Consider the following 22,122-nt stretch of genomic DNA (forward strand, 5'->3'; position numbering starts at 1 on the left):
CCTAAAAAAACAACCCGTTGAATTTAATCAACAGGCTGTCTCAAAATTAAATTAATTCAATCAATGTCGTGAATTAATTCTCCACCACAGGCAACACAATATTACTCGCCGCGGCTTTGGTGCGATAAATACTTTGCGTCGCTTTTTTAAAATCGCTAGCCTTGGCGTTGAAGATATTTTCGACATAGGTTTGTGGATTACGGTCATACAAAGGGAATAGCGATGATTGGATTTGTACCATTAAACGATGGCCAGGCAAGAAGACGTGGTTCACGTGTGGCAGGCCAAATTGGTAGGCTTCGATTTTGTTGGGGGGCAAGGCTTGTGGTTTGTCGAAGCCGCGTACATAGCGGCCGCGATAGATTTCTATGCCTATCGGTAGCTCAAATCCTGCCATCGTCATCACGCCTTGTCCGCCTTCCGGGGAGACGTTGGGGTAGACATCAATCAACTTGACGACCCAGTCAGCATCGCTGCCTGAGGTGGCGGCGAATAACTCAACTAAAGGTTGTCCCATGATGTGTAGCGGTTTGTCCAACACCGGGCCGGTATACACCAGCACATCTGGGCGATCTGACACAAAGCGTTGATCGCGCACTAGCCAAGGTTTCCATTGGCTGCTGTCGTTCATATTGATAGGGCGCGGGATGAATGGCACAGGTTTAGAAGGATCGGAAACGTAGTCGTCGTGGCCTTGCGCTTGATTAGCGGATGGCTTGACATCAGGTGCTTCAAAAGAGAGTCCAAAGCCTTCACGTAAATATAGCTTGGTCGGTTTACCGGCAGGCCATTGCGCTGAATGTTGCCACTTGTCTGCACCCGTTGCATAGGTCATGGCGGCAGGGAGTTGTGGATCTGCGCTGCCTTTTAAATGATGATCTAAAAATGGTTTGATATAGTTGATGCGCGCTTCTAAAGCGGTGTCCCCTTTGAACGCGATATCACCAAGTTTGAAGCCGTAATGATTGCCGCCTGAGTGTGGCCATGGACCGATCAAGAGGCTGACTTTGGCATCTTTGTTACGTGACTTGATCGCCTTGTAAACGGCAGGTGCGCCATAGCTATCTTCCTGATCCCATTGGCTGACCATGAGCAGAGTCGGTACACTTAAATCGTGATTGGCAAACCATTTATCAACCGCTTGTTGCGACCAGAATGGCGTGTAGGCGGCATTTTGCATGATCTTTTGTAAGAACGGATATTGATCAAAACCCCAATGGCGGATGTAGTCGCCGGTTGATCCTGCCTCCAAATAACGGCTGTAATCATCACCAACACCTGTTGGGTCGGATCCACCACCGCCTTTACCTGTGGTGACGCCGACTGTGTAGGCGATATTGGTATTGCGAAAAGCACCGTAATGAAACCAGTCGTCCCCCATCCAGCCATCGACCATCGGACTTTGCGGCACGGCGGCTTTGAGCGCCTGGTGCGGATTGATCTCAGCCATGAGTGCGGTGAATCCTAAATAAGAGGAGCCGATCACGCCGACCTTGCCGCTGGATTCGGGTGTGTTTTTAGTGAGCCAATCGATCGTGTCGTAGGCATCTGTGGATTCGTCTGTTGTCGTCGAGTTGAGTGGCCCACGCAAAGGACGATTCATGATGAAATCACCTTCAGAACCATGCAAACCGCGTACATCTTGATAGACACGGATGTAATTATCTTCGATAAAAACTTCATCTAAGACACTTAAAATTTCAGTGGCTTTTTGACTTTGGGTGCGGGAGGTCGAACCCTTGGCGTTGTATGGCGTACGGCTCAAAAGGATAGGTGCATTTTTTGTCCCTTTTTTCATGACGACGACCGTGTACAGTTTGACGCCATCGCGCATCGGAATCATTACAACGCGCTTGATGAAATCCGCTTGCGGTCGAATGCTGTCGTAGCTTTTTACGCCATCAGGTGTCATCGCGGATAGGGGCGCTTGGGTTTGGGCTACTGCAGCGCTCGCTGCTAAGGTTAATAGGGCAGCGCTGATGATCGAACGAAGAATAGGTTTGCGTGTATGAGTCAAGATAGGTCACTCCTCAAGTAGGGCTATCCAAATGCGAGATGATTTGGCGTTCCAAAAGAGAGCGAGATTGCGCTGTTTCGCTTGAGCTGTCAACTGGGTTTCAAGCGTTGTGTTGGTGTATGTGCGGAGAAAAATCTAAACCTCTCAACTTAGAGGCTCAGAGAAAAAAGAGGGGGTGCAGAGAAAAAACTTAAGCAGCCAGTTTCATTAAAATTAATGGTGATGATCGCCCTAAATAAATTAGGGCTTGTACTTGGTGTGCAGCTAGCGATAACTATAAATTATGCAGCGTCAATAAAGTGGCAGACATAGTCCAAGGTTTCCAGCGTTTCGATTTGGAAACTGGAATTAGCTGGCACCGAAAAAGATTGCCCTGCGCGATATTCATTGCTCGTGTTTTCACCAGCTAATGTAATGCGGCAAACGCCAGCGTTGATTTCCATGATCTCTGCTGCGCCTGTGTTGAAGGTGAGGCTGGAAGGAAAAATTACGCCTATGGTTTTTTTGCTGCCGTCAGGGAAAAGCACCGTGTGCGAAACGCATTTGCCGTCGAAATAGAGATTGGCCTTTTTGATGACGCTGACTTGGTCGAATTGTGTGGTCATGGTGTTTGGGTTTTGATGTTAGTTCCTTCTCCCGTAAGCGGGAGAGGGCTAGGGTGAGGGGGGGCAGTGGTCGTAAATTTATAATAGGGATGAGGGCGATTCAGTTTTGTTGGATGGATGAAATACGCGCTGATCAACCCTAGGTCAGTGCATTGACGTTTGGGCGGCGCGGGTTTCACCCGCCTTACGTTTTGTTGTACCGTTTTCAACTGCCCTCATCCCCAACCCTTCTCCCGCTTGCGGGAGAAGGGAGTATTAGTCGCGACTATGTCTATGCATTAACCGCGTTTCAATTTCGCATTCGCTGCAATTCGCATACGCAAGGCATTCAACTTGATGAAACCACCTGCATCGGCTTGATTGTAAGCGCCGCCGTCTTCATCGAAGGTTGCGATGTTCATGTCGAATAAGGAGTCGGTTTTGGAATCGCGAGATACGGTAATCACATTGCCTTTGTACAGTTTGACGCGTACCCAGCCGTTCACATTTTGTTGCGTGTGATCGATCAAAGTTTGCAATGCTAAACGCTCTGGAGACCACCAGTATCCGTTATAAATCAAGCTCGCGTAACGTGGCATCAAATCATCTTTCAAGTGCGCAACTTCGCGATCTAAAGTGATGGATTCGATAGCGCGGTGTGCACGTAACATAATGGTGCCGCCAGGGGTTTCATAGCAACCACGTGACTTCATGCCGACGAAACGATTTTCTACTAAATCTAAACGACCGATGCCGTGTTTGCCGCCTAAGCGATTGAGTTCAGTCAACACGGTTGCTGGTGACATGCGTACGCCATTCAATGCAACGATATCGCCTTTTTCGTATTCGATGTCGAGGTATTCAGCTTGGTCTGGTGCTGCTTCTGGGCTGACCGTCCAACGCCACATTGATTCTTCTGCTTCGGCACTTGGGTTTTCTAAATGACGACCTTCAAAACTGATGTGTAAGAGGTTGGCGTCCATGGAGTAGGGTGCGCCGCCATTTTTGTGTTTTTGGTCGATTTCTATGCCAGCATCTTCAGCATATTTCATCAATTTTTCGCGTGACAATAAATCCCACTCACGCCATGGCGCGATGACTTTAACGTTTGGCATTAATGCATAAGCGCCAAGTTCAAAACGCACTTGGTCATTACCTTTACCTGTTGCGCCGTGTGAGATCGTGTCGGCACCAGTTTGTTTGGCGATTTCTATCAAGCGTTTTGCGATGAGTGGGCGTGCAATCGAGGTACCCAATAAGTATTCGCCTTCATACACGGTGTTAGCACGGAACATAGGGAATACGAAATCGCGCACGAATTCTTCGCGTACGTCATCGATGAAAATATTCTCTGGTTTAATGCCCAATTTTAAGGCTTTGGCACGTGCAGGTTCGAGTTCTTCGCCTTGACCTAAGTCGGCTGTGAACGTGACGATTTCGCATTGGTAGTTGTCTTGCAACCATTTCAAAATAACGGAAGTATCCAAACCACCGGAATACGCTAACACTACTTTTTTGACGTCGCTCATGATGTGCTTTCTAATGTTGAAGATATTGCTGAAATAATGTTGAGATCAAATTGGAATTCTGCTCAGTTATCGACTTTGCCGATGACTAAATATTCGAGTAAGGCCTTTTGTACGTGCAAGCGATTTTCAGCTTCGTCCCAGACTACGGATTGCGGGCCATCGATCACACCTGCGGAGACTTCTTCACCACGATGCGCTGGCAAGCAGTGCATAAAAATTGCATCAGGATTGGCACGCGCCATCTTCGCTTCATCTACGATCCAACCGTCGAATGCTTTAAGCCGCGCTTGATTTTCTGCCTCGTAGCCCATGCTGGTCCAGACGTCGGTATTGACGGCATCGACACCGATGCAGGCATCCGATGGATTGTCAAAAACGGTGTAATGTTCCGCTTCAACAGTGACGCACGCTGGATCAATGTCATAGCCCTTCGGTGTCGAAATATGCAGATGGAAACCAAATACTTTCGCCGCTTGCATCCATGAGTACAACATATTATTCGCGTCACCGATCCACGCAACTTTTTTGCCTGCGATGGAGCCGCGATGTTCGATGAAAGTGAACACATCCGCAAATACTTGGCAAGGATGGTGTTGATTGGTCAAACCGTTGATGACAGGCACGCGCGAATTCGCGGCAAATTTTTCTATCATCTCTTGTTCGAAAGTACGGATCATAATGATGTCACACATGCGTGACATGACTTGACCTGCATCTTCTACAGGCTCGCCACGACCCAGTTGGCTATCACGCGTATTCAAGTAAATTGCCGCGCCACCTAATTGATGCATACCTGCCTCAAAACTCAAGCGCGTCCGAGTGGAATTTTTTTCAAATACCATCACCAGTGTTCTATCCAAAAGCGGGTGATAGGGTTCGTATTTTTTAAAGCGATCTTTGATGATCCGTGCTCTCTGCATCAGATAGTCGTATTCATCTAACGTCAGGTCAGAGACCTGTAAATAATGTTTGATAGCCATGTTAATTTGTTCGGATATGTTCGATTTAAGATGCTGTCGATGCTGCGGCTTTTTCGTCTATCACCTGTTGGATGACTTTGCTCAACATAGAAATCATGGTGTCGATTTCTTCGTAGCTGACATTCAGTGCTGGCATGAAGCGGAGTAAGTTAGGACGTGGAGAATTAATGAGTAAACCAATCGGCTCCAGATCGCGTGCGACTTCGACCAAACGTGGGCCGATATCGCTGCCGAGTTTAAGTGCGCGCAATAAGCCTTCACCACGTTCGCCTTCCATGCCTAATTGCTCAGATAGCGTATTAAGTGCTTTGCTCAAATACGCGGATTTTGCTTTCACTTCATCTAAGAAGCCTGGTGCGGTCAAGGCCTTGATAACAGCCAAACCGACCGCCGTCATCAATGGTGCTCCGTTATAAGTGCCACCTTGGTCGCCAGGTACGAAGCAGGAAACGTCTACTTTCGCTAATAAGGCTGCGAGTGGCACGCCGCCGCCTATGCCTTTACCCAAGGTCATGATGTCTGGCTCTATACCTGAGAGTTGGTAGCCAAATAATTCGCCTGTACGTCCCATGCCTGTTTGCACTTCATCGACAATCAACAAAATATTATGTTGCTTAGTCAGCGCGCGAAGTGCTTGCATGAATTCGCGACTTGCGGGAATCACGCCGCCTTCGCCTTGCACTGGCTCTAGCATGACAGCCACGGTTTTGTCGTTGATGAGTTTTTCAACTGAGGCGATATCGTTTAAATCGGCTTTGGGAAAACCCGTTACTTGCGGTGCAAAGATCGTATCCCAACCCGGTTTGCCTGAGGCAGACATGGTAGCTAAAGTCCGGCCATGGAAGCCGTGATCGAAAGTGATAATTTCAAAAGCGCCGTTCTTATTTTTTTGTCCCCATTTACGCGCTAATTTAATCGCACCTTCATTCGCCTCGGCACCGCTATTGGCAAAAAAGACGCGATCAAAACAAGAATGCTTGGTTAGTTGATCCGCCAACATGATCATGTTTTCGTTATAAAAAGCAGGTGAAGGATTGAGCAATTTTCCCGCTTGAGCGACCACCGCATCGGTGATGCATTGAGGAGAGTGCCCTAAGCAGTTAACCGCCCAGCCTTGCAAGTAATCAAGGTAGCGTTTGCCATTATGGTCAGTCAGCCACATGCCTCGGCCTTCCGTAAACACCAACTCAGGACGTGGTGTGATGTACATCAGGGCATTGGCGTTGTACTGACTAAATTCCATTTCAAAACTCCTCAAAGAAGAAAACAAAGACTAAAAATCCAAAATTAAATACAAAAACAGAATAAGCGAAAGATGTTACCGCAGAACGACCAGTCTCAGCATACGTCAGCAGATCCACCGTCACATCCACAAGCAAATTCACCAGCACGCAAAAAAAAACCACAGGGTTTGAGCCTGTGGTTTTATCGTGACCTTGCTTTTCTTACGCGCAAGACTTCCCAGGCTCGGTGTGCGAACAGCGACGTCGAGCGATATTTGGAGAAGACATGTCGGTAAAATTTTTCATTTGCGTAGTGTAACGGTTTTTTTGCGGTTTTGTGCGATGCAAACCTGAAATAAATCAAAAAAAATGAAAAATAATTTCATCGTTTTAAATAAATTAGTTTTTTGCTAAATCTGCTTCCGAGGTGAAAGAGTCCGCATAAAACTCGTCCGCTGGCAAATGTGATTTCGCGACAAAATCCCGTTTTGCTGACTCGATCACGATAGGAGCGCCGCAAGCATAGACTTGATAGCCAGATAAATTGGCATAGTCATCCAACACTGCTTGATGTACGAATCCTGTGCGACCTTGCCAATCATCTTCGGCATTCGCATCAGACACGACAGGCGTGTATTGGAAGCCTTCCAATGTATTTGCCCATTCTTCACACAGCGTATGCATATACAGATCTTGTGGTCGGCGACCTCCCCAATACAAGTGAACTGCACGCTTCGAGTCGATATGGATTAAATGTTCAATGATGGCTTTAATCGGTGCAAATCCAGTGCCAGATGCCAGCAAAATCATCGGCTTATCGGAATCTTCCCTTAGATAGAAACTACCTTGCGGACCTTCAAAGCGCATGATGTCGCGTTCTTTGAGCGTAGAAAAAACTTGATCGGTGAAGTAGCCGCCGGCCATATGACGTAGGTGCAGGCTCAGTGGGCCTTCAACATGTGGCGCATTGGCGAGACTATAACTACGGCGTTTGCCATCTTTTAATAGAAATTCAATATATTGCCCCGCACGATAATTGAATTTCTCCGCAGCGGGCAATTGCAATTCAATCAGCATCACATCATCCGATAATTTTTCCAATTTAGCGATGCGGCTCGGGAGTTTTTTGATTGGATAGTCGTCATCCGCTAACATCTCACGTGCTTCGATAGTGAGATCAGATTGCGGTTTGGCACAGCAGAATAGGGCGCCACCTTGCGCTTCTTCTTCATCACTCAAGGCTTTTTGTTGATGGTTGCCATGCACAACTTGACCAGCGCTGACTTTACCTTTGCATGATCCACATGCCCCGTTTTTGCAGCCGTATGGCAAAATGAGCCCCGCCCGTAAGGCGGCAGTTAATACGGTTTCATCGTCGTCGCATTGAAATTGACGACCGCTTGGTGAAATAGTTACTTGAAACGTCATACTTGTCCTGAATCAGTTGGCAATCTAAAAACAAAGTTAAAAAATGAATCAATCTGGCGTATTTCTCAACCCTCGTGTAGCGGGAAATCCTACTTCGTTCGCTAAACCGCGTTGTTTGATTATCGGCTGTGGCGATGTCGGTATGCGCTTAATACCGTATTTGCTTGACCGTTTTAGGGTGTTTGCTCTGACCAGTCAGTCGCCTGATTCCGAGCGATTTACGCAATTGCGGCTTGCTGGAGCGATGCCGATTTATGCGAATCTGGATCAAGCTCACACCTTACGGCGTTTAGCAGGAATGGCGAAATACATTGTTCATCTGGCGCCGCCGCAGACTGATGGCGAATTTGACCGACGAACACGGCGATTAGCCGCTATTTTACCTGAGAAGGCAAAACTTGTTTATATCAGCACCACTGGCGTCTATGGAAATTGTGATGGCGCTCAATTTGATGAGACGAGGACGGTAGCGCCACAGAATGCCCGAGCTAAGCGTCGTGTTGATGCTGAAAATACCTTACGTGCTTGGGCTAGACGCCGCAACAGTGCGTTGTCTATTTTAAGGGTACCGGGCATTTATGCATCGGATCGCCTCCCAATAGAACGTTTGCGCAAAGGGACTCCCGCCTTAATTGCGCAAGACGATGTGTACACCAATCATATTCATGCGGAGGACTTAGCTTACTTGATCAAGTTAGCGCTTTTTAGAGCAAGTCCGAATCGCGTTTATCATGCGGTCGATGAGAGTGATTTGAAGATGGGGGATTACTTTGATCAAGTGGCAGATCATTTTCAATTACCGCGCGCACCTCGTCTGCCAAGAGTTGAATTGGAAAAACAGGTATCGCCTATGCTTTTATCATTCATGTCGGAATCACGTCGCTTAATGAATGGGCGTATAAAAACTGAATTGGGAGCGCGTTTGCAATTTCCTACCGTGATGTATGCTCTACAGGATGTTCGCCTTGTTGAAGAAAGCTAAAATACAAAACTTCTCAATACAGAGACACAGAGTTGTAGAGGAGGGCAAGATGAAATCTCAAAAAAAATGTGGTCTTTCTTTGCTTTTTTCTCTACGCCGCTGTTTCTCTGCATCTCTGTGTTGAGATGTTTTAGTTTTAAGTTTTTAGCTTGTTCTAGATTGTCGCAGTGCGGCAAAGCGCGTGCGGCAGGAGTACAATATCTGTTCTGCCGTTATTTTGTCTGCTTCCATTATGTTTGCCCCACCTTTAAACGTTGATTTGCATTGCCATTCCACTGTGTCGGATGGCGTTTTAGCGCCAGCAGCAGTTGCGCAGCGTGCGCATGCGCAGGGCGTTGATGTTTGGGCTTTGACGGATCACGACGAGGTCGGTGGTATCGCCGCGGCACGTGAGGCCGCAACCGATTTAGGTATGGATTATGTGACGGGATTAGAAATTTCTGTTACTTGGGCGAATAAAACTATCCATATCGTGGGATTGAAGATTGACGAAACGAATCCCAACTTATTGTCGGGTTTAGCGAAGACGCGCTCGGGACGTCAACGCCGCGCCGAAGATATGGCAGCTGACTTGGCGAAAGTCGGTATTCCTAATTGCTATGAGGGTGCACTGAAATATGTAGGTAATCCTGACTTGATATCACGTGCCCATTTTGCGCGCTATTTGGTGGAAGTCGGCGTGTGTGAGGACGTGTCTGCGGTCTTTAAGAAATATCTTGCCGATGGTAAGCCAGGTTTTGTGCCGCATCGTTGGGCGACTTTGTCTGAAGCTGTTGGATGGATACGAGGAGCTGGTGGGATCGCTGTAGTGGCACACCCAGGGCGTTATGATTTAACGCCAATAGCATTTGATGCCTTTTTTAATGAATTTAAAAATCTGGGCGGTACGGCAATTGAAGTGGTAACCGGCAGTCATACTGTGGATCAATATGATGAATACGCTAAAATCGCGAATCAGTATGGATTTATGGCGTCACGTGGCTCGGATTTTCATGCGCCCGATGAAAATTTACCCGACTTGGGACAATTACCCGCATTAGCTAAAGAGTTGACGCCAGTTTGGCATAGTTGGATTAAATGACTGCTTATTGAGTCAAAAATGTGACTAATGTGTGATTAAAGTGCAATTAAGGCGCAAAGCACTTGAATTTTGCCGAAAGACACGCATATTGCCCCATGTCAGTACCGTTGTAGTTCGTGTTTTCGCTTAGGTTTTGGAGAATTGAATATGAAACGTATCGTCTTATTTTTGGCGACCAATATTGCAGTCATGTTGGTGATGACTGTTATTTTGTCTATGTTGGGTGTCAATCATTATTTGACTGCCAAAGGTTTGAATTTAGGCGCGTTAGCAGTATTTTCCTTAGTGGTTGGATTTACTGGCTCTATTTTTTCTTTGTTGATCAGCAAACCCATGGCGAAATGGTCAACCGGAGCGCGTGTCATCGATAATCCAGCTTCTTCTACAGAATTTTGGTTAGTGAACACCGTGAAGACCTTGTCTGAACGGGCTGGAATCGCGATGCCAGAAGTCGCCGTATACAATGGCGAACCAAATGCCTTTGCGACTGGTGCGTTCAAAAATTCTGCGCTTGTGGCGGTTTCTACAGGCTTGTTGGAAAGTATGACAAAAGAAGAGGTTGAAGCGGTCTTGGGGCATGAAGTCGCGCACATTGCGAACGGCGATATGGTGACTATGACTCTGATTCAAGGCGTAGTGAATACCTTCGTGGTGTTCTTGTCGCGCATTGCTGCGTATGCCGTCGATAGTTTTTTGTCGAAGAATGATGAGAATCACACTCCGGGACTGGGCTTTCATATTGCCTCGTTTGTGTTTCAAATTTTGTTCGGGATCGGCGCATCCTTGATCGTTGCTTGGTTCTCTCGTCAACGTGAGTTCCGTGCCGATGCGGGCGCTGCAAAATTAATGGGAGATCGTCAGCCCATGATTAACGCCTTGGCGCGTCTAGGTGGTATGGCGCCAGGCGAGTTGCCTCAATCGATGGCGGCGGTGGGTATTAGTGATAAGCCAGGTTGGGCTGAGTTGTTTTCTACTCATCCACCGATGGCGCAACGTATCGCGGCGTTACAGCAATTAAAATAAGCAATTAAATAAGTAATTAAGATAAACACAGTTTTAATAAGATATTCAACGGAGGCTCTGCCTCCGTTGTTTCATTGGTAGACTTTATTTATGAGCCAATTTTTTCAAATTCATCCTGATAATCCTCAACTACGTTTGATCAAACAGGCGGCACAGATTATTGATCAGGGGGGGATCGTCGCCTTGCCGACGGATTCTTGTTATGCCTTGGTATGTCATCTGGATGATAAAGATGCGGTGATGCGTTTGCGCCGCATTCGTGGCGTCGATGAAAAACATCATTTGACCTTATTGTGTCGTGATTTATCTGAAATCGCGCAATATGCCAAAGTCGATAATCGCCAATTTCGCATGTTGAAAGCGGCGACGCCCGGTGCCTATACATTTATTTTGGAAGCGACCAAAGAAGTACCGCGCCGCTTAAGTCATCCTTCTCGTAAAACCATAGGATTGCGAGTGCCAGAAAATTCAATTACCCACGCTTTATTGGCGGAATTGAAGCAGCCATTGCTGGGAACTACCTTGATTTTGCCTGATGAAGAAGAACCTTTGACTGATCCAGAGTTGGTTCGCGAGCGACTCGAAAAGCAGATCGATCTAGTTATTGATGGCGGTGCCTGCAGCCTGATTCCTACGACGGTGATTGATATGACGCAGGAAATGCCGGAGTTGATACGTCAAGGACGTGGAGACGCGGCTTTGTTTGGTTTGTAAGTCGTTGCAACGCTGTTTTTTTGCGGTCGAAAATAAGATTGAGGATGAATTAAATTCATGGATGCATTGATAATACAAACCATCGCCGTATATGCGATTCCTGTTATTTTGGCGATTACTTTGCACGAAGCGGCACATGCCTACGCAGCAAAATATTTTGGTGATCTGACCGCGTACAGCCAAGGCCGCATGAGTTTAAATCCCGTGGTGCACATCGACTTATTTGGCACGATTATTATTCCTGTTGTCTTATATATGGCAACTGACGGGCAGTTTTTGTTTGGTTACGCAAAGCCAGTCCCAGTTAACTTCGGCGCTTTGCGCAAACCTAAGCGTGACATGGCTTGGGTATCCTTGGCTGGTCCAGGCGCTAATTTTATTATGGCGTTTTTGTGGATGATTTTGGCCGTGTTTCTCGTCGTATTAAAAGTGGAACACGAATTTTTTTATCGTATGGCGCAGGCTGGATTGTTGACTAATTTGGTGATGTTCGCGTTTAACCTGTTCCCAATTCCGCCGCTTGATGGTGGACGAATCTTGACTAGCCTGTTGCCACATCGTCAGGCCTATCAATTTTCAAAAATTGAACCCTATGGTTTCTTCATTGTCATGGCTTTGGTTTATTTTAAGATTTTACAGTTTTGGATGTACCCACTGATGAATATCGCTCAGTCGATTTTGCAATTCGTATTGACCCCACTTACGATGTTACTGAGCTAATCGGTAAGTTCTCAGTCTTTATGAATAATGCTCAGCCTTCTCAATTTGTACGACGTTACTTAGACGAAATCCTTAAAGAAAGAGGTCCTGTGCTAGATCTGGCCTGTGGCTCTGGCCGCCACACTCGCGTATTATTGGCGGCGGGCTATGAGGTGTGGGCGGTCGATCGAGATAGCGATTCCGTGGCCGAATTAGAACAATTAGGCGCGAAATGTTTTCATCTTGATCTTGAGAGTGAGGGTTTTAAGTGGCCGTTTGCTAATGAACAGTTTGCCGGCATTGTTGTCACAAATTACTTGCATCGCCCATTGATGGCTTCGATTTTGCAGTCGCTCGCAGATCGTGGTGTGTTGATTTATGAAACGTTTGCAGCGGGGAATGAGCAATATGGCAGACCGCGCAATCCTGATTTTCTACTGCAAGAGAATGAATTGCTTCAGCACTTTGTCTACCCAGCTATCTCGGGCTGGCGCCAACAATGTCTTGTATTCGAGCATACTTATGTCAACCAAATCACAGAAGCTGTCGTTCAGAGAATTTGCATTCGGCGTTTGCGTGAATAAGTGATTCCTTAAGATCTAAATTCTCGTATTGGCTCGAAGTTTTGTGTAATGTTTTGTTCGATATTTCAATTTAAATTTCTATCCGCCAAGTTTGTCGTTTGTTTGGAGTCTGTCACGATGAGATTTGCTGTCGATTCTTCTCGAATCAAGGCTCGATTCTCTCCCATAGCAGGTAACGATCCGCTACAATAATGGCTTTACTTTTTCCACGCGCTAAGATGACAACGATACAAGGAAGTTTGGTCGCGATTGTGACCCCAATGCATGCCGATGGTAGTCTCGATATTCCAACGCTGCGCAAGTTGATAGACTGGCATATCGCCGAAGGTACGGACGGTATCGTCATCGTTGGAACGACCGGAGAATCACCGACAGTCAGTGTTGAAGAGCATTGCGAGCTAATTCGTATAGCTGTGGAACATACCAATAAGCGTGTGCCTATCATTGCCGGTTCTGGCGGCAACTCTACGGTGGAAGCGATAGCACTGACCCAATTTGCTAAGCAAGCTGGCGCAGATGCGTCTTTGCAAGTTGTCCCTTATTACAATCGTCCCACCCAAGAGGGTATGTATCAACATTTTAAGAAAATCGCTGAATCTGTGGATTTGCCGATTATTTTGTACAACGTACCGGGTCGTACTGTGGCGGATATGTCGAATGAGACTATCGCACGTTTAGCCGAAGTGCCAGGCATCGTCGGTATTAAAGATGCGACTGGTAACGTCGGCCGTGGTTTGGAATTGCTACGCATGGTGCCCGCCTCCTTCGCCGTATATTCTGGCGATGATCCAACCGCGATGGCGTTAATGTTTTGTGGTGGTAAAGGTAATATTTCTGTGACAGCGAATGTTGCTCCTCGTGCAATGCATGAATTATGTGTCGCTGCAATGCAAGGTGATATAGCCAAGGCAGTTGAGATTAATAATCGTTTAATTCCTTTGCATGCCAAGTTATTCGTTGAACCAAATCCAGTGCCAGTCAAATGGGCTTTGTCCGAAATGGGTTTGATGCCCGCTGGAATTCGTTTGCCTTTGGTTAGCCTTTCTAGTCAATATCATGATATTGTTCGTTCCGCTTTACGTGAAGCAGGCGTATTGCATTAAGAATCTTCAACGGGTGCGCATGGCATTGCTATGACAGGGGACTAGCATTCGTGTTTTCATGCATATTATTTGATTACAATTTGTAGGGATTTTCACATGGCAAAAAGCGTTGTTGCTAATAAAAAGATGGTTCGTGCTTTGGCATTAGCTGGTGTAATTGGCGCTGCGGGACTGAGTGCTGGCTGTAGTTTCGTGGGTAATATTTCCGATTCCAATCGTATTGATTACAGAAGCGCAAGCAAGGCAAAAACCACTTCCCTAGATGTTCCTCCTGATTTGACCCAAATTCGTCGCGATAGCCGTTTCTCCATTCCTGATGCTGAGCAAGGAAGTGCGACTGCATCTTCTTATGCGGCAAAACGCTCTGGTGGTGGGGCTGTGGCAACAGCCAATGGCGTGGTAGCCCCAAATCAATTAAAAGATATGCGTATTGAGCGTAATGGTACTCAGCGTTATTTGGTGGTGAAGTTTGCACCAGAGGCATTGTGGCCACAATTAAAAGATTTTTGGCAAGAGCAAGGCTTTTTGATTAATGTTGAAAATGAAGCCACTGGTGTGATGGAGACTGATTGGGCCGAAAATCGCGGCAAGATTCCACAAGACATCATTCGTTCGACAATCGGCAAAGTATTTGATGGTCTGTATTCTACCGGCGAACGAGATAAATTCCGCACCCGTGTAGAGCGCGGTGCCAATGGCGATGTCGAAGTCTATATCAGTCATCGTGGCGCACAAGAAGTGTTGACTGGTATGCAGAAAGACAATACAGCTTGGACCTCGCGTGCCAATGATGCTGGACTGGAAGCAGAATTCTTATCGCGTTTGATGTTGCGTTTGGGATCGGACGAAGTTAAGGTAAAAGCAGCAATTGCTGCAACGGCGCCTGATGCAGCAGCGGGAGCGCCACGCTCTAAATTGTTGAGCTTGGACGAATTGAGCTATTTGGAGACCGATGAAGGTTTTGATCGCTCATGGCGCCGTGTAGGTTTGGCTTTAGATCGTATTGGCTTCACCATAGAAGACAGGGATCGTTCTAAAGGACTCTATTTTGTTCGTTATATCGATCAGGATATCGACGCTAAGACTAAGGGCGCAAGTCAAGGCTTCTTCGCTCGCTTATTCTCTTGGGGTTCTAGCGATGCGGTAAAAGATGGCGAGAAATTCCGTATCCTAGTGCGCGACGCTGGAGAGGTGAGTCGAGTAACCGTGCATGGTGACGATGGCAAGGTTTCTTCTAGTCCAGTAGCGAATAAGATCTTGAAAGTGTTGAATGAGCAACTGAAATAAAATTGCTTAAGCTTTAATAAAAAACGGATCTTATGATCCGTTTTTTTTTCGCCTTTTTTCTTTATTTTCATTCTTGTTTGAATGATTTGTATGGGAAATGTGAGCGTAAAAAAAGCCGGTCAATGACCGGCTTTTCTTTAAAAGTAATAAAAATTACTTAGATGCTGCAGCAGAAGCCGCTGCTGGAGCTGCTTCAGCTGCTGTTGCAGATGCTGGAGCTGCTTCAACTGCTGGAGTAGAAGCTGGAGCCGCTGCTGGAGTAGAAGCTGGAGTTGCTTCAACTGCTGGAGTAGAAGCTGCTGGAGCTTCTTCTTTTTTACCGCAAGCTACCAAAGCTACTGCCAACAAGGAAACGAGCAAAAGTGATTTTTTCATGTTTTTACTTTCAATAAATGGATCTAAAAAAACAACAAACTTGCGATGAATAATTACCGGTAATTATCGCTCAATAGGTTAGGACGTCGGCACAAAAATCAAAAAGATCTTGCAAACCCTTCGAAACTTTCCTAACCGCGAATTATAATGATTTTTCTGTCAATCGAATATACCTGCAAGCATTTTTTTCAAAAAAAATGAACTTATTATCTAATTTACGCGGCAAATTCACATTTTGCTGTTGTATGCACATCAAATGACACTTTTCGCTCTAATAAAGACCTTCACTTATGTAGTGAAATACTCATTTTTTCGCTAGTTCTAACCAGCCATCTTCGTACCAAATACAAAATGCCTCTAGCACATCGTCGGAAGCCTTAGCAATCTCATCGGGACTCAATGAACGTTGGTTAGCTAATTGAGTTAATGTGGGTTTATCGCTTTTGCCGGCACTAAACGATTCGCCGTTAATAAATACATGTTTGCCTTGATATAACATTTGGGTTTTAAGCGACAAGCGCACGCCATATTTTAATGCGGCTTGACTGAATTTCTTGGGACTTAAAGGATTTTCTGGTGAGTCGAAAAACACGCTTGCTTTAGGTTCGGTCAAATACTCACCCAAGAAAATCGCCATATCCTCTTTGCTAAAGGTGATCTTTGCTAGCTCCTTAGCGACTTTGTCTAGCATCACTTCGCTCAGTTCTGCAGGTGCTTTGCTTAATTGCAATTCAGGATCAGCGTAGCGACCTGGTAACTCTATGGTATCAGCCATGAATTGTAGGAAACTTTCACCTAGTTCTTGATAAGAAGGCGAACGAAATCCTATTGAGTAAGTCATGCATTCACCAAGTGCAACGCCATCGTGTGCGTAGTGTGGCGGTAGGTACAGCATGTCGCCCGGTTCCAGAATGAATTCTTGCTCAGCTTTAAAGTTGCGCAAAATTTTTAATGGCATGCCTTCGATTAGAGTTAAATCTTTTTGCGCGCTGATTTGCCAACGACGTTGACCATGGGCTTGCAATAAAAACACATCGTAAGAATCAAAATGTGGGCCGACGCCACCGCCTTCGCGCGCATAGCTGATCATTAAATCATCCAAGCGAGCATCTGGCGCAAAGCGGAACTGGCGCAATAATTCATCCGCTTTTGGCTGGTGTAAATTCACACCCTGTACCAGCAAAGTCCAATCCTTTTTTTCTTTGACGGGAATTTTATCTATAGGCCCGTTTTTCATTTCCCAATGTTGCTTAAAAAAACAAATCAGCCTCGATTCCACATCGTCACGTCCCGCCATTTCAAATAATTCTTCGGGGCTAAATAAGGCCTTAAATCCTGGGATAGCCTGGCGTATGAGGAGTGGTTTTTTTTGCCAGTATTCAGCAAAAAAATCTTCAGGGGAAATACCACCTAACAGAGTGAGTGCGGGAGATTTTTTCATATTGCAGCTTTGGAATTGGGGGAAGTAAAAAGTTCAGGCAGGATAAATCATAGTCGCTTGCTTGACGAGGGTATAATGCACTTTGCTGCACAAAAGAACTGAAATTTTTAAGGAAATAGTATGAAAATTGCCAAAAATACCGTGGTGACGGTCGAATACAGTTTGTCTGATACGCTCGGCAATCTGATCGAGCAGGGACAAGAGCCGATGGTTTATCTCCACGGTGGCTACGAGAACACTTTACCAAAGATAGAAGAAGCTTTGGATGGAAAAGCAGTCGGCTTTAATGAAACCATACAGGTAGAGCCTGAAGATGCTTTTGGCGAATACGACGCAGAATTAGTAAAAATTGAAGATCGCGCGCGCCTGCCTTCACCGATAGAAGTAGGGATGCAATTTGAGGGTACGCCAGAAGAAAGTGATGACGGCGAGAGCATTATTTTCACCGTGACCGAAATAGCAGAAGGTAAAGTCGTTTTGGATGGTAATCATCCATTGGCCGGCATCGCGCTACGTTTTACATTGAATGTCATTGACGTGCGTGAGGCGACGGAAGAAGAGATTGCGCATGGTCATGTACATGGCGCGCATGGACACCATCATGACGACGAAGATGATGAAGACGGTGAATACCGCACTTATTCATTGCATTGAGGTCATTGAAAGCTAGTTGGCGCTCTTTTGTGATGTCGTCGCTAGTCACTTGGTAATACAAAAAGCTTCTGTATCAAAATCGGAATGGACGATTTGAGTACAGAAGTTTTTTTGTGGCCAAACTTGCTTAAGCTTGTTTGGCGATGGCTTTCAATTTGTAGAGCGCATCTAAGGCTTCGCGAGGTGTCATCGCATCAGGATCGATATCGTCTATAGCAAGTAATAGTGCGGACTCTGGTGGCGCTGACTCGGGTAATGCGTCTACATCAGGTCCATCACCTGCCATGTTGCTATTGCTGGCGAATAAATCAAATTGAGATGTGCTTTGTAAGGATTGCGCCTCTAGGTCCGCTAAATGCTTGCGTGCAGCGCGGATCACTGGTTGCGGAATGCCTGCCAATTGCGCCACTTGTAAGCCATAGCTTTGGGATGCGGGACCTGCTTGTACCGCATGTAAGAACACGATATTTTCTTTGTGTTCAATCGCCGATAAGTGCACGTTTTCTGCACTAGGATGTATATCTGGTAATTGCGTCAATTCAAAATAGTGGGTCGCAAATAGCGTGTAACTTTTTGAAGTCATGATTAAATGACGTGCGATCGCCCATGCCAATGCAAGTCCATCAAAGGTCGATGTGCCACGACCGACTTCATCCATCAGTACCAAAGAATTTTCTGTAGCGCCATGCAGAATCGCTGCTGATTCTGTCATTTCCACCATAAAGGTGGAGCGACCACCAGCAAGATCATCGGCCGCACCAATACGTGTGAAAATGCGATCAATCGGCCCTACGGTCGCTTGTATTGCTGGCACATAACTACCAATGTAGGCGAGTAGCGTGATCAGCGCAGTTTGGCGCATAAAGGTCGATTTACCGCCCATATTTGGACCCGTGATCAGTAGTAGTTTGCGCTCAGACGATAGTTGGCAATCATTTGCAATAAAGCGTTCGATTTGATTTTCAACCACAGGGTGGCGACCTTGGATGATATCTAAAGTTGGTTCGCTGACTAAACGCGGTGCGCACCAATTATTTTTCATCGCGTGATCAGCGAGGCTAACCAGTGTATCTAATTGTGCAATTGCATGGGCAATGGTTTGTAAGGTTTGAATATGCGGAAGCAAATCTTGTAATAATCTTTCGTACAACACTTTTTCACGCACTAAGGCACGTTCTTGTGCTGACAGAGCCTTGTCTTCAAAGGCTTTTAATTCTGGTGTGATATAGCGCTCGGCATTTTTCAGCGTCTGACGGCGACGGTAATTATCAGGAACCTTATCGGCTTGACCATTAGTCACCTCGATATAAAAACCATGCACTTTATTGTATTCGACTCGAAGATTCGCAATGCCAGTGCGAGCACGTTCAGAGGTTTCAAGGTCGATCAGAAATTGTCCTGCGTTTTCGGAGAGGGAGCGTAATTCATCCAATTCAGCATCGAAGCCAGTCGCGATCACACCTCCATCGCGCACCATGGTGGCGGGCTGTGCCATCAGTGCTCGTTCTAATAAATCTAAGCACTCATTGGGTGTCGCGAGATGGGTTAAAGATTGCGCTAATAATGGTGGCTCATTGTTTTTCAAACACATGGACACGTAAGTGCGAACTGTTCCTAGATGTTGTATCCCATCCCGTAAAGCCGCGAGATCGCGCGGACGTGCGGAGAGTAGCGCGATACGTGTTGTGATGCGTTCGATATCGGGTATCGACGTCAAGGTGTTCGACAAACCCGTCGTCGCATCGGCTTGCAATAATGCGTCGATAGCCTGATGACGGCTGCGGGCGATTTGTTGATCGCGACGTGCGTGATGTAACCAATGGCGCAATAAACGAGAACCCATCGCTGTTCGGCAGTGATCCAGCAAGGAGAATAAAGTTGGGGATTCTTGTCCGCGTAAAGTTTCGGTTAATTCTAAGTTGCGGCGGGTGGCGGTATCGAGTCCGATAAATTCGTTTTCCGATTCTACGCTGAGTGAGTTGACGTGTTTTAATCCACGCCCTTGCGTGGACTCTGCGTAACGTAAGAGCGCACCAGCAGCCCCTAACGCCGCACCGAAATTTTCAACGCCAAAGCCAGTGAGCGTTGAGGTTGCGAGTTGATCTTGTAAAGATTTTTGTCCCTGCTTTAGATCGAAATGCCAATCTGGGACTTCGGAAAACTTGCCAGGTAACTCGTGGCGAAATTCTTCTAACATGAGGCCACCTGCGGACACTAAAACTTCGGCAGGCGAGATGCGTTCTAATTCTTGTTGCAGACGCGCTTGTAGCGATTTCTCATCGGTACTAAATTCCATCAATTTCAAAGCGCCACTGGCTAGAGATAACCAAGCTAAACCAATGTTCACTGTCTTACGCTGACTTAACAGGCATAAGGCTAATAGAGGACGTTCTGCTTTTTCCGGTAAGAGGTCAGTATCGGTCAATGTTCCTGGCGTGATCACGCGCATAACCTTGCGTTCTACCGGACCTTTGCTTGTTGCTGGATCACCGATTTGCTCACAAATCGCAGCAGATTCACCGATTTTTACGAGCTTGGCCAAATACGGCTCTATCGAGTGAAAAGGAACTCCCGCCATTTTGATAGGCGCGCCATTTGAGGTGCCGCGCTGGGTTAAAGTAATGCCTAAAATTCGTGAAACTTTTTCTGCGTCTTCAAAAAATAATTCATAAAAATCTCCCATACGATAGAAGACCAAAGTATCGGGATAATCCGCTTTGATACCTAAGTATTGCTTCATCATTGGGGTGTGGGTTTCAGTAGCTGCCATATTTTTATTGATATTTTTGAGTTGAATGCGAGAGAAAATAAATTCTTTTTGAAATTTCTTGAGGGTGCGAAATCATAGCGCAAATAGATAGTATGGCTATGCAATTGCGATGATTTTTTTAGGATTTATATGCATTAAATATATGCCTGAATGAAAAACGGGCAATGTTCGCACATTTGCCCGTTTTATCTTATTTGTGATTCCTGATTCGCTACAAATCAAGCACCGCCGCGACCGCCAGAACGACGTGGTGTGCTTTGTTTGAATGCAGGTTTAGCTGCAGCAGGTTTTGGGCCTGCATTCCGTGTGGCATTGCTGGCTGCTGCCTTCGGTGCACCTTGTGGACGATTGGCTGGCTTGCTGCGATTGCCGCTGCCGTTACCACCATTGCTGCGGCCACGAGCTTGCCCTGGATTAGGAAAACTACGCAATTGTATAGGCTGTGCTTTGGCGTGCGGATCGGGAATAAAACCGTCGATAATTTCTTGAGGGATTTGGCGTTTGATAAATTTCTCAATATCTGCCAAGAGTTTGAATTCATCCACGCACACTAACGACACGGCTTCACCAGTGGCACCGGCGCGTCCAGTACGGCCAATACGATGGACGTAATCTTCGGCGACGTTAGGTAAGTCGTAATTCACCACGTGCGGCAATTGATCGATGTCAATACCACGTGCCGCGATATCGGTTGCCACCAATACCGTTAAGCTGCCGTCTTTGAATTCTGCCAAAGCTTTGGTGCGTGCTGATTGGCTCTTATTGCCATGAATTGCCATCGCATTAATTTCATCTCGCATTAACTGTTCAACCAGTTTATTTGCTCCATGCTTGGTGCGGGTGAAGACTAAAACTTGCGACCATTTATGGGTCTTGATTAAGTGCGCCAACATGGCTTGTTTTTTATCGCGATCAACCGGATGAACCTTTTGCGCAATGACTTCTACGGTGGAATTGCGACGTGCGACTTCTATCATCGCCGGGTTATTCAGCAATTTATCAGCGAGTGCTTTGATGTCGTCGGAGAAGGTCGCTGAGAACAATAAATTCTGACGTTTTGCTGGCAATATCGCCAACACTTTTTTAATGTCATGGATAAAGCCCATATCGAGCATACGGTCTGCTTCGTCTAAGATCAGAATCTCGATGTGATGCAAATCGATGGTGCCTTGTTGGTGATGATCGAGCAAGCGTCCTGGTGTTGCCACTAAAACGTCTACACCAGTTTTGAGCAATTTCACTTGCGGGTTGATCCCAACGCCACCAAAAATGACGCCAGAGTTAAGTGTCGTATGTTTGCCATACGTAGCGACGCTTTCTTCAACTTGAGCTGCTAATTCGCGGGTTGGCGTTAATACCAAAACGCGAATAGTGCGGCGATCTGTTTTGTTTTTCGGTACTGAACTGCTACGCAGTAATCGCTCTAAGATGGGCAGTGTGAAGCCGGCTGTTTTACCTGTGCCAGTTTGCGCGCCAGCGAGTAAATCGCCGCCTTTGATGACCGCAGGGATGGCTTGCGCTTGTATCGGTGTTGGTGTGGTGTAACCGTGTTCGCTGACGGCGCGAACGATGGACTCGGAAAGACCGAGATCTGAAAATGTGGTCATGCTAATTTCTATAGGAAACAAACTTCCCACAGGGAGTGGGA

General features: G+C 46.4%; 19 protein-coding genes. 9 read left to right on the plus strand and 10 right to left on the minus strand.

Annotation, left to right across the window (positions count from 1 at the left end; all coding sequences use genetic code 11):
* Nucleotides 1–73: 73 nt before the first annotated feature.
* The 6 genes from ACFFJH_RS01755 to ACFFJH_RS01780 form a co-directional block, all read right to left on the minus strand.
* Nucleotides 74–2,017, minus strand: coding sequence for a CocE/NonD family hydrolase (locus tag ACFFJH_RS01755; protein WP_390209600.1), 1,944 nt, complete (start codon nucleotides 2,015–2,017; stop codon nucleotides 74–76).
* Between the two features lie 281 nt (nucleotides 2,018–2,298).
* The gene (gene ppnP, locus ACFFJH_RS01760; protein WP_390209602.1) at nucleotides 2,299–2,622 is read right to left on the minus strand and encodes a pyrimidine/purine nucleoside phosphorylase; all 324 of its coding nucleotides are present in this window, start codon (nucleotides 2,620–2,622) and stop codon (nucleotides 2,299–2,301) included.
* A gap of 278 nt (nucleotides 2,623–2,900) precedes the next feature.
* Nucleotides 2,901–4,130 carry an argininosuccinate synthase gene (locus ACFFJH_RS01765; RefSeq protein WP_390209604.1) on the minus strand — a complete coding sequence of 410 codons (1,230 nt, stop codon included), beginning with the start codon at nucleotides 4,128–4,130 and terminating at the stop codon, nucleotides 2,901–2,903.
* A 62-nt stretch (nucleotides 4,131–4,192) separates the two neighbouring features.
* Nucleotides 4,193–5,110: an ornithine carbamoyltransferase gene (gene argF, locus ACFFJH_RS01770; RefSeq protein ID WP_390209606.1), complete on the minus strand. Its 918-nt coding sequence runs from the start codon at nucleotides 5,108–5,110 to the stop codon at nucleotides 4,193–4,195.
* A 25-nt stretch (nucleotides 5,111–5,135) separates the two neighbouring features.
* Entirely contained in the window at nucleotides 5,136–6,353 is a 1,218-nt protein-coding gene (locus tag ACFFJH_RS01775) for an acetylornithine transaminase (protein ID WP_390209608.1), read from the minus strand.
* Between the two features lie 379 nt (nucleotides 6,354–6,732).
* Entirely contained in the window at nucleotides 6,733–7,761 is a 1,029-nt protein-coding gene (locus ACFFJH_RS01780; protein WP_390209610.1) for a CDP-6-deoxy-delta-3,4-glucoseen reductase, read from the minus strand.
* Between the two features lie 43 nt (nucleotides 7,762–7,804).
* Between ACFFJH_RS01780 and ACFFJH_RS01785 the strand changes: the two genes are divergently transcribed.
* The 8 genes from ACFFJH_RS01785 (at nucleotide 7,805) to bamC (ending at nucleotide 15,234) form a co-directional block, all read left to right on the plus strand.
* A complete protein-coding gene (locus ACFFJH_RS01785; RefSeq protein WP_390209612.1) occupies nucleotides 7,805–8,743 on the plus strand; it encodes a sugar nucleotide-binding protein in 939 nt (312 codons plus the stop codon).
* 232 nt (nucleotides 8,744–8,975) lie between these two features.
* Nucleotides 8,976–9,824, plus strand: coding sequence for a 3',5'-nucleoside bisphosphate phosphatase (locus tag ACFFJH_RS01790; protein WP_390209883.1), 849 nt, complete (start codon nucleotides 8,976–8,978; stop codon nucleotides 9,822–9,824).
* Nucleotides 9,825–9,971: 147 nt separating this feature from the next.
* The gene (gene htpX, locus ACFFJH_RS01795; RefSeq protein WP_390209614.1) at nucleotides 9,972–10,847 is read left to right on the plus strand and encodes a protease HtpX; all 876 of its coding nucleotides are present in this window, start codon (nucleotides 9,972–9,974) and stop codon (nucleotides 10,845–10,847) included.
* 90 nt (nucleotides 10,848–10,937) lie between these two features.
* Nucleotides 10,938–11,561 (plus strand): L-threonylcarbamoyladenylate synthase, encoded by a 624-nt coding sequence (locus ACFFJH_RS01800; protein ID WP_390209615.1) that lies wholly within the window; start codon nucleotides 10,938–10,940, stop codon nucleotides 11,559–11,561.
* Between the two features lie 57 nt (nucleotides 11,562–11,618).
* A complete protein-coding gene (locus tag ACFFJH_RS01805) occupies nucleotides 11,619–12,281 on the plus strand; it encodes a site-2 protease family protein (protein ID WP_390209617.1) in 663 nt (220 codons plus the stop codon).
* Nucleotides 12,282–12,301: 20 nt separating this feature from the next.
* Entirely contained in the window at nucleotides 12,302–12,844 is a 543-nt protein-coding gene (locus tag ACFFJH_RS01810) for a class I SAM-dependent methyltransferase (RefSeq protein ID WP_390209618.1), read from the plus strand.
* Nucleotides 12,845–13,062: 218 nt separating this feature from the next.
* A complete protein-coding gene (gene dapA / locus ACFFJH_RS01815) occupies nucleotides 13,063–13,947 on the plus strand; it encodes a 4-hydroxy-tetrahydrodipicolinate synthase (RefSeq protein ID WP_390209619.1) in 885 nt (294 codons plus the stop codon).
* A 96-nt stretch (nucleotides 13,948–14,043) separates the two neighbouring features.
* Complete coding sequence (gene bamC / locus ACFFJH_RS01820) at nucleotides 14,044–15,234, plus strand: outer membrane protein assembly factor BamC (RefSeq protein ID WP_390209620.1); 1,191 nt, start codon at nucleotides 14,044–14,046, stop codon at nucleotides 15,232–15,234.
* 153 nt (nucleotides 15,235–15,387) lie between these two features.
* On the opposite strand, the gene ACFFJH_RS01825 is transcribed toward bamC, so the two are convergent.
* Together ACFFJH_RS01825 and ACFFJH_RS01830 are read right to left on the minus strand one after the other, a co-directional pair.
* Nucleotides 15,388–15,609, minus strand: coding sequence for a hypothetical protein (locus ACFFJH_RS01825; RefSeq protein ID WP_390209622.1), 222 nt, complete (start codon nucleotides 15,607–15,609; stop codon nucleotides 15,388–15,390).
* Nucleotides 15,610–15,913: 304 nt separating this feature from the next.
* Nucleotides 15,914–17,050 carry a JmjC domain-containing protein gene (locus tag ACFFJH_RS01830; RefSeq protein ID WP_390209623.1) on the minus strand — a complete coding sequence of 379 codons (1,137 nt, stop codon included), beginning with the start codon at nucleotides 17,048–17,050 and terminating at the stop codon, nucleotides 15,914–15,916.
* Nucleotides 17,051–17,170: 120 nt separating this feature from the next.
* Here ACFFJH_RS01830 and ACFFJH_RS01835 point away from each other — a divergent pair, with 120 nt between their 5' ends.
* A complete protein-coding gene (locus tag ACFFJH_RS01835; protein WP_390209624.1) occupies nucleotides 17,171–17,704 on the plus strand; it encodes an FKBP-type peptidyl-prolyl cis-trans isomerase in 534 nt (177 codons plus the stop codon).
* A 127-nt stretch (nucleotides 17,705–17,831) separates the two neighbouring features.
* On the opposite strand, the gene mutS is transcribed toward ACFFJH_RS01835, so the two are convergent.
* Nucleotides 17,832–20,474 carry a DNA mismatch repair protein MutS gene (gene mutS, locus ACFFJH_RS01840; RefSeq protein ID WP_390209626.1) on the minus strand — a complete coding sequence of 881 codons (2,643 nt, stop codon included), beginning with the start codon at nucleotides 20,472–20,474 and terminating at the stop codon, nucleotides 17,832–17,834.
* Nucleotides 20,475–20,692: 218 nt separating this feature from the next.
* Complete coding sequence (locus ACFFJH_RS01845) at nucleotides 20,693–22,081, minus strand: DEAD/DEAH box helicase (protein WP_390209627.1); 1,389 nt, start codon at nucleotides 22,079–22,081, stop codon at nucleotides 20,693–20,695.
* Nucleotides 22,082–22,122: the final 41 nt, after the last annotated feature.

The sequence above is a fragment of the Affinundibacterium danionis genome (assembly GCF_042432465.1).
GTDB lineage: Bacteria > Pseudomonadota > Gammaproteobacteria > Burkholderiales > Burkholderiaceae_D > Undibacterium > Undibacterium danionis.